This is a genomic window from Rhodococcus sp. IEGM 1381 (assembly GCF_030056795.1).
In the GTDB taxonomy this organism is placed as follows: domain Bacteria; phylum Actinomycetota; class Actinomycetes; order Mycobacteriales; family Mycobacteriaceae; genus Rhodococcoides.
Window position 1 is genome coordinate 171,832 of sequence record NZ_JASHKQ010000009.1, and the last position, 7,253, is coordinate 179,084.

Genomic DNA, 7,253 nt, shown 5'->3' on the forward strand with positions numbered 1-7,253 from the left:
CTGATCAGTCGCGAAGCATCTCGGCTACGAGGAAGGCCAGTTCGATGCTCTGTTGCGTGTTCAGCCGAGGGTCGCAGGCCGTCTCGTAGCGGCCGGCGAGGTCCAGATCGGAGATGTCCTGGGCACCGCCGAGGCACTCGGTGACGTCGTCGCCGGTCAGCTCGACGTGGATTCCACCCGGATGCGTACCGAGGCCGTTGTGTACCTCGAAGAAGCCCTGTACCTCGTCGACGATGCGATCGAAGTGCCGCGTCTTGTATCCGGTCGACGCCTCGTGGGTGTTGCCGTGCATGGGGTCGCACTGCCAGATGACCTGGTGTCCGGTGGCCTGCACCTTTTCGATGATGGCCGGCAGGATGTCGCGCACCTTGCCGTTGCCCATACGTGAGATCAGCGTCAGGCGGCCCGGCTTGTTGGTCGGGTCGAGGCGCTCGACATACTCGACGGCCATCTCGGGCGTGGTCGAGGGCCCGATCTTGAGACCGATCGGGTTCGAGATCAGTTCGGCCAGCGCAATGTGCGCCCCGTCGAGCTGGCGGGTGCGGTCGCCGATCCACAGGAAGTGCGCGGACAGGTCGTACAGCTTGGGGTGATCGTCGGTGTTGTCCAGACGCAGCATCGCGCGCTCGTAGTCGAGGACGAGGGCTTCGTGGCTGGCGTAGATCTGTGCGGTATGCAGGTTGGGGTCGTTCACGCCGCAGGCATCCATGAAACGCAGGCCGCGATCGATCTCTCCCGCGAGTGCTTCGTATCGTGCACCGGCGGGTGAATTGGCGACGAACTCCCGGTTCCAGTCGTGCACCTTGTGCAGATCCGCCATGCCCGCACCGGTCAGTGCGCGGACCAGGTTCATCGCTGCGCTGGCATTGGCGTAGGCACGGACCAGCCGCGACGGATCGTGTCCGCGGACGCTCTCGTCGGCAACGAGGGAGTTGATCATGTCACCGCGGTAGGACTGCAGACCGAGCGCATCGATGTTCGACGAGCGCGGCTTGGCGTACTGCCCGGCGATGCGCGCTACCTTGACCACCGGCATGCTCGCGCCGTAGGTGAGCACCACCGCCATCTGCAACAGCGTGCGGATGTTGCCCTTGATGTGCGGCTCGGTGTTGTCCACGAATGTCTCGGCGCAGTCGCCGCCCTGGAGCAGGAAGGCCTCACCGCGCGCAACAGCGGCCAGCTTGTCCGACAAGGCCTCCACCTCACCGGCGACGGTGATGGGCGGAACGCTCTCGAGCACCTTGCGCATGTCCGCTGCATGCTCGGGGTCCCATTGCGGCTGCTGCGCCGCCGGCTTGGCCAACGCATCGTCCAATCGAGTGCGCAGCGTCGGTGACAACGGCGGCAGGTCGGGCAAGCGATCGATGGGTACGTCGACAGTCCAGTTCACCGGTACAGGATATTCGCACCGCCGTCGTCGCAGGACAACGGGTGTTCACCCGCGGTGCGAGAACTCCTCGATCGCCTGGAACTTCGCCAGATTGTGCCGGGCATCGGCGAGCGCATCGTGAGCGTCGTCGGGCACCGGCGGCAGCTCGGGGCTGCCGCGATCCTCCCAGTGCTGGCGCAGCTCACGGCTGAACCGCGGCAACGAACGGGGCAACTCGGTCATCGAACCCCACAGCTGACACAGCGCCACGTGATCGTACGCAGCCACCCACGCCCACAGTTCGACCTCGGCACCGTAGTGGGGCACCAGGAACTCGAGTAGTTCGTCACGGATTCGAGACCGACTCATCCAGAGCGGCGACGAGTACGGTGGCAACTTGGGCAGCACGTTGCGTCGAACCCAGCGGCCTGCGCGCTCGGGATCGAACTCGGAGGACACCGCATAGAATTCGCGACCGTCCTCCGAAACCACACCGATCGAGACCAACTCGATTGTGCGACCATCCTCGATGAACTCTGTGTCGTAGAAGTAGCGCACGCGGCTCACCCTAGCGCGTGCCCCGACACCTCCCCACGTACCGGTAGTCCGAATCCGAACAGCCCCGAAAGGCCCACGTTGTGACTTCGCCCGACACCAACCGTCCGACCGCCGAGGCATCGGAGCCGGCCGGTCAGACGCCACGTCGGTGGCCGCGGTGGGCTGTCGCGTCGAGCAGGATCGTGGTCCTGATCGCCGCCGCAGTCGGCGTCTTGTTCCACCTCAACGGCTTTCCGGGTCTCCGTGCTCTGGGCGAGCACTACCGACTCGACCTGGACGTGTATCGACTCGGCGGTCAGGTGTTCGCGGAGGGCGGGGACCTGTACGGGCAGTTGCCGCCGATCGCGACCGGCACGACGCTGCCGTTCACCTATCCCCCGATCGCCGCGGCGATCTTCAGCCCGCTGTCGTCGGTGTCGCTCTACGCCGCGTCGATCGCCGTCACTGTGCTGTCCATGCTCTTGCTGCTGGTAACCGTCGTAGTCACCCTCACCTCGCTCGGAATTTGTCCCCGCACGCTCGTGTGGTGGTCTGCCGGAGCAGTGTTCGCGTTGTCGGTGCTCGTACTGGAGCCGGTCACCTCGACGCTGAACTACGGACAGATCAACATCGTGCTGATGGCGTTCGTGGCCCTCGACTGCCTGCCGAAGAAGACTCCGTGGCCGCGAGGGGTCCTGATCGGTCTCGTGGCCGCCGTCAAGCTCACGCCTGCCGTGTTCGTGTTGTTCTTTCTGTTGCGCAAGGACTTTCGCGCTGCAGTGGTCTCGGTTCTGAGTTTTGCGGTATTCACCGCAATCGGCTTCGCGCTGACGTGGTCGGACTCGGTGAAGTACTGGACCGAGACCATCGTCGATTCCGATCGGATCGGTGGCCCGGCCTACCCGCCGAACCAGTCGATCACCGGCGTGCTCGCGCGCCTGGGATTGGACGAGCTGCCGCGGTCGATCCTGTGGATCGCATTGTCGGTGGTGGTACTCGGTATAGCGGCGGTGGCGATGCGAAAGGCGTTCGCGGCCGGGCAGATTGCCCTGGCCCTGACGATCAACGCCATGTTCGGTCTACTGGTCTCGCCGGTGTCGTGGTCGCATCACTGGGTGTGGGCGGTTCCGTTCACCATCGTGCTCACAGTCCTCGGCTATCGCCGCCGCAGTGCGCTGCTGCTGATTCTGGTTGCAATCGGGCTTGCGCTGATGGTCTATCCGCCGCATTGGAAGCTCGGCGAGGGACGATGGAGCGGGCTCGGCTGGCCGTTGCTCGACCAGTTCGCGGCCTCCGCCTACGTGTGGTGGGCATTGGCTTCGATCGTCGCCCTCGCGGCGATCAGCTTCTCCGACCGCTCGAAGACAGCGAACGAAGCCGCCGCGATTCACTGATCGCGGTTGTTTTCGTGCAGGTTTCAGCTGGCCTTGGAGTCTGGGATGCGGCGAGCCGCGGGAGCCGAATCGGCAAGCGGTGCGTCCTTCTTCATCGAAGCGGCGTACACGTCCACGTATTCCTGGCCGGACAGCAACATCAGGTCGTACATCACCTCGTCGGTGACGGCGCGCTCGACGAACCGATTGCCTGCCATGCCCTCGAAACGCGAGAAATCGATGGGCTTGCCGATGCGGATGGTGACCTTCGTTGGACGCCAGACACGTGAACCGATCGGGTTCATCTTCTCGGTGCCGATCATCGCGACCGGAATCACCTGAACTCCGGTTTGCAGCGCCAGCCGCGCCATACCGGTTTTGCCCTTGTACAACCGAGCGTCGGGAGACCTGGTGCCCTCGGGATAGATGCCGAGAACCTTCCCCGCTTCGATCACGCGCACGCCCGCATCGAGGGCGTCCTGTGCTGCGTCGGCTCCGGTGCGATCGATCGGGACCTGCCCCACTGCGGTGAAGAACCACTTCTGAAAGGCACCTTTGAGGCCGGGACCGGTGAAGTATTCGCTCTTGGCCAGGAAGGTGATGCGGCGAGGCGTCTTGAGCGGGAGGTAGAAGGAGTCGAGAACAGCTTTGTGGTTACTCGCCAGGATGACCGGACCGTGCGTCGGAATGTTCTCCGCACCTTCGATGGTGGGCCGTCCCAGGGCGATGAGCAGGGGCCCGATGAAGACGTACTTAACCAGCCAGTACCACATTGACATGCTCCCTGATGATGGTCGGGACATCGTTTGGTGCCGGCTCCCGCGAGCGAGAATCGACCGCGGCCGTGCGTCCTGGAACCGTGCCGCGTAGTGAACTGTACCCACGGTTTATGACACCAGCCACATCATCGGAGACTCCGGGACAGAGCTCACACGATACGGACCGACCCGGTCAGCGCACGCCGGTGACGAACTGGGTCCGGGCCAGCTCTGCGGCCCCGATCATGCCCGCCGCTTCGCCCAGTTGCGTACTTCGAATACGAGCCAACGGTCGATGGCCCGTACCGGTCACCAGCTCCGCGTATTTGTCGGTCGCACGGGCGAGAAATTGACTCGACGACGTGGCCACTCCCCCGGCCAGCACGATCAGATCGGGGTCGTACACGTCACTGACCATCGACAGTCCGACTCCGAGCCACTGCGCGAAATCCTCCATCGTTCGTCGGGCGATCGAATCACCGTCCTGCGCGGCAGTGGCGATCCGACGACCTGTCAACGAGCCCGGATCGAGGAACACCTCACGGGCCAGAGTCGTCGACGACGACGGGTCGGCGGCGAGGAACTCGACTGCGGTGTCCACCAGCGCAGTGCCACTGCAGTACCGCTCCCAGCAGCCACGCTTGCCACAGGGGCAGGCCCGGCCGTCCGGAACCACCTGAATGTGGCCGAGCTCCGGTGCCACGCCGTGGCTGCCGCGGTAGATCCTGCCGTCGATCAGCAGCGCCGCGCCGATTCCGGTACCTATTGCCACCATCACCACGTTGCGACCACCGGATGCGGCTCCGAATCGATATTCGGCCCACGCCGCCGAGTTGGCGTCGTGTTCGAGTAGCACCGGAAGTCCGATCCGCTTGCTCATCTCGGTTGCGACGGGGGTGTTCACCCACGGCAGATGCGGAGCGAACCGAACTGTCGTGCGCTCGGAATCGATGAATCCTGCAACCGCGAGCCCGACGGCGGCGATGTCGTGTCGCCCGGCCAGCTCCTGCACGGCACGGTCGAGCCCGCGCTCGAGTGCCCGCGCGGTGTGCGGAGTGGGAGCAGCTGTCGAGTCGAGCACTTGCCCCTCGGCGTCGACGACCGAGGCCCGCAGGCTCGTCCCGCCCACGTCGATGCCGACCGTCAGTCGCTGCTGGTGTCGTTTCATTCGTTGATGCCTTTCTCCGCCGTCCCCCACACGGCTGTCACCGATCGGTCCGCGGGCTCACCCGTCACGGACGATCCTGCGTGTCCGATCGTGAACTGTTCACTCGAACGGTAATCGGAACGAACGCCGCCCGACGTTCGCCCGGGGTATTCGTGTCGACCGACACGTTCGAGAGGTCGACCGGTTCGGTCGACGTCGGGTCCGGCCCGGGACCTGACGGCGAGGGTTCCGCAGGGGTCGCGGCGGTCGGACCGGTTCTGGTGTTCATGTGTTCGGTGTTCGTGTGGTCGGTGTTCGTGTGGTCGGTGTTCGTGTGGTCGGTGTTCGTGTGGTCGGCGAGCAGCTGGCGCAGCAGCGCGATGATCACCGTACCCTCGGAGGCCACCAGTTCGACCAGATCGTGCCGCTCGCCGCGCACCAGTGCAGCAAGCGCACACACCGGACACCAACTGCAGCCCTGTTGATCACGTTCCTGCTGAGTCTCTGCAACCCGGCGCAGGATGGGGTCGAGCCGAGTCAGCACGGTGTCGGCCAGGGCCAGCAGATCGGACCCCAGCTCGGAATGCCCGGAAGTCATCGCTGCACCCCGAACGTCGTGCGCGGACTTGTCACCGTGGCCACACTTCCTGTCACAGTGGCCACACGTCGGGATTCGGACGGAAACGCACCACCAGGCAGGGCCCGTCGAGCTCGGCGGAGTCTGCGATGCACCGACGAAGCACCGACGCCAACCTGATGCGCCGTCGCCTCCCGTCGGCACTGACTATCAAGTCGTCCTCCACTCGCCCCACACCCAGGGTCGTCGAATCCACCACCGGCAGTAGCATTCTCATCGCATACACGGATTCGAGCCCGCTTCCGGACTCGAGTACCACGGAGGGCTGCTCACCCCGCTCCGGCGCGCGCCGTTCGAGCAAGCTCGGTTCCAGGCGATCTGCCACGTCCTGCAAGGGCCCCAACCCTACCGGTTCACCAGGGGCCCGCTCCACCTCGACTATCGGTACGGTGCCGATACGTCGGCGCAGCTCGGTGACGGCGGCGAGCTGCGTGGCCCGCCAGCTCTCGAACCAGAACACAGCCGGATGGGCACCGACCAGACCGATCGACGACGAGTTGAGCCCCGGCAGAATCTTGTTGACGAGAACCCGATCGATTCTGATTCCGAGCAGTGCCGCGGCCGACAGAGTTCGTTCGGCATCGACGACCGAGAGCTGTTCGGCAGTGACGACCACGGTTGCGCCGGTGCGCACCGGGTCGGTGATCAGCGATCGAACCGAGTCGACTTGGGCGAGCACTCGCTCGATCATCGCCACCACGAGCGTGAGCCGCACGTCGGAACCGGTGCCGGCCACCATCCGATCGTGGTGCGGCCAGATCCGCTCCACGTACGCGGCCACGGTGTCGGGCAACTGCAGAGTTCTCAACGCATCAGCCGTAGCAGGCAGGTCCACTATCACTGTGTCCCAACGACCTTCGTCGACCAGACGATAGATCTCGTGCATCCCCAACAACTCTTCGATTCCCGGGAAGCCCAGCAGCTCCTCCGGCTCTATCGCCCCGAAGCTCACCCCGTGCTCGTGGCCCACCGACGCCATGGCCACCACGGAACCGAGCCCTCGATACCTCGCCTCGAGCAGACTCAGCGTATCGATCTCGACGATGTCCAGGCCGGCCGTGACGGGTCGGACTCGGCACGGCTCCACGGACTCGTCATCGACAGCGCCGTCGGGCATGCCCGAAAACGCATCGGCGAGCGATGGTGCCTGATCCACGGAGGCGATCAACACCCGCTCGCCGGCCTTCGCCAGCCGCAGGCCCGACGCCGCCGCCAGCGTGGTTTTCCCCGCACCGCCTTTGCCGAGGAACAGCATCACCGTGGTGCGGGGTTCGGTGCGAGCTTCGCTCAGCCTTCGACCCGCTTCTTCAATTCCTTGAGTGCAGTGTCGGTGATGACCTTCTCTGCCTTTCGCTTGAACAGGCCGATCATCGGGATGTTCAGGTCCACGGTGAGCTCGTACGTCACGTCGGTGCCGCTGCCGGTTTCGCGC

General features: G+C 65.0%; 7 protein-coding genes and 1 pseudogene. 1 reads left to right on the plus strand and 7 read right to left on the minus strand.

Going from position 1 to position 7,253, the window contains the following annotated elements:
- Positions 1 to 4 precede the first annotated feature (4 nt).
- Together QM797_RS19125 and QM797_RS19130 are read right to left on the minus strand one after the other, a co-directional pair.
- Positions 5 to 1,390, minus strand: a complete 1,386-nt coding sequence (locus tag QM797_RS19125; RefSeq protein WP_283277230.1) for a class II 3-deoxy-7-phosphoheptulonate synthase — start codon at positions 1,388 to 1,390, stop codon at positions 5 to 7.
- A 45-nt stretch (positions 1,391 to 1,435) separates the two neighbouring features.
- Positions 1,436 to 1,927, minus strand: coding sequence for a polyadenylate-specific 3'-exoribonuclease AS (locus tag QM797_RS19130; RefSeq protein ID WP_283277231.1), 492 nt, complete (start codon positions 1,925 to 1,927; stop codon positions 1,436 to 1,438).
- A gap of 80 nt (positions 1,928 to 2,007) precedes the next feature.
- On the opposite strand from QM797_RS19130, the gene QM797_RS19135 reads away from it, so the two are divergent.
- Entirely contained in the window at positions 2,008 to 3,300 is a 1,293-nt protein-coding gene (locus QM797_RS19135) for a glycosyltransferase 87 family protein (RefSeq protein ID WP_502942362.1), read from the plus strand.
- Between the two features lie 23 nt (positions 3,301 to 3,323).
- Here QM797_RS19135 and QM797_RS19140 read toward each other — a convergent pair whose 3' ends face one another.
- From QM797_RS19140 to QM797_RS19160, 5 genes and pseudogenes are all read right to left on the minus strand, one after another.
- On the minus strand, positions 3,324 to 4,052 hold the full coding sequence (locus QM797_RS19140) for a lysophospholipid acyltransferase family protein (RefSeq protein WP_283277252.1): 729 nt from the start codon (positions 4,050 to 4,052) through the stop codon (positions 3,324 to 3,326).
- 178 nt (positions 4,053 to 4,230) lie between these two features.
- Entirely contained in the window at positions 4,231 to 5,205 is a 975-nt protein-coding gene (locus QM797_RS19145) for an ROK family protein (RefSeq protein ID WP_283277232.1), read from the minus strand.
- A 64-nt stretch (positions 5,206 to 5,269) separates the two neighbouring features.
- Positions 5,270 to 5,782, minus strand: a complete 513-nt coding sequence (locus tag QM797_RS19150; protein WP_283277233.1) for a hypothetical protein — start codon at positions 5,780 to 5,782, stop codon at positions 5,270 to 5,272.
- A 52-nt stretch (positions 5,783 to 5,834) separates the two neighbouring features.
- Positions 5,835 to 7,076 (minus strand): ArsA family ATPase, encoded by a 1,242-nt coding sequence (locus tag QM797_RS19155; RefSeq protein WP_283277253.1) that lies wholly within the window; start codon positions 7,074 to 7,076, stop codon positions 5,835 to 5,837.
- 32 nt (positions 7,077 to 7,108) lie between these two features.
- Positions 7,109 to 7,253: pseudogene (locus QM797_RS19160) on the minus strand (SRPBCC family protein); the annotation flags it as partial.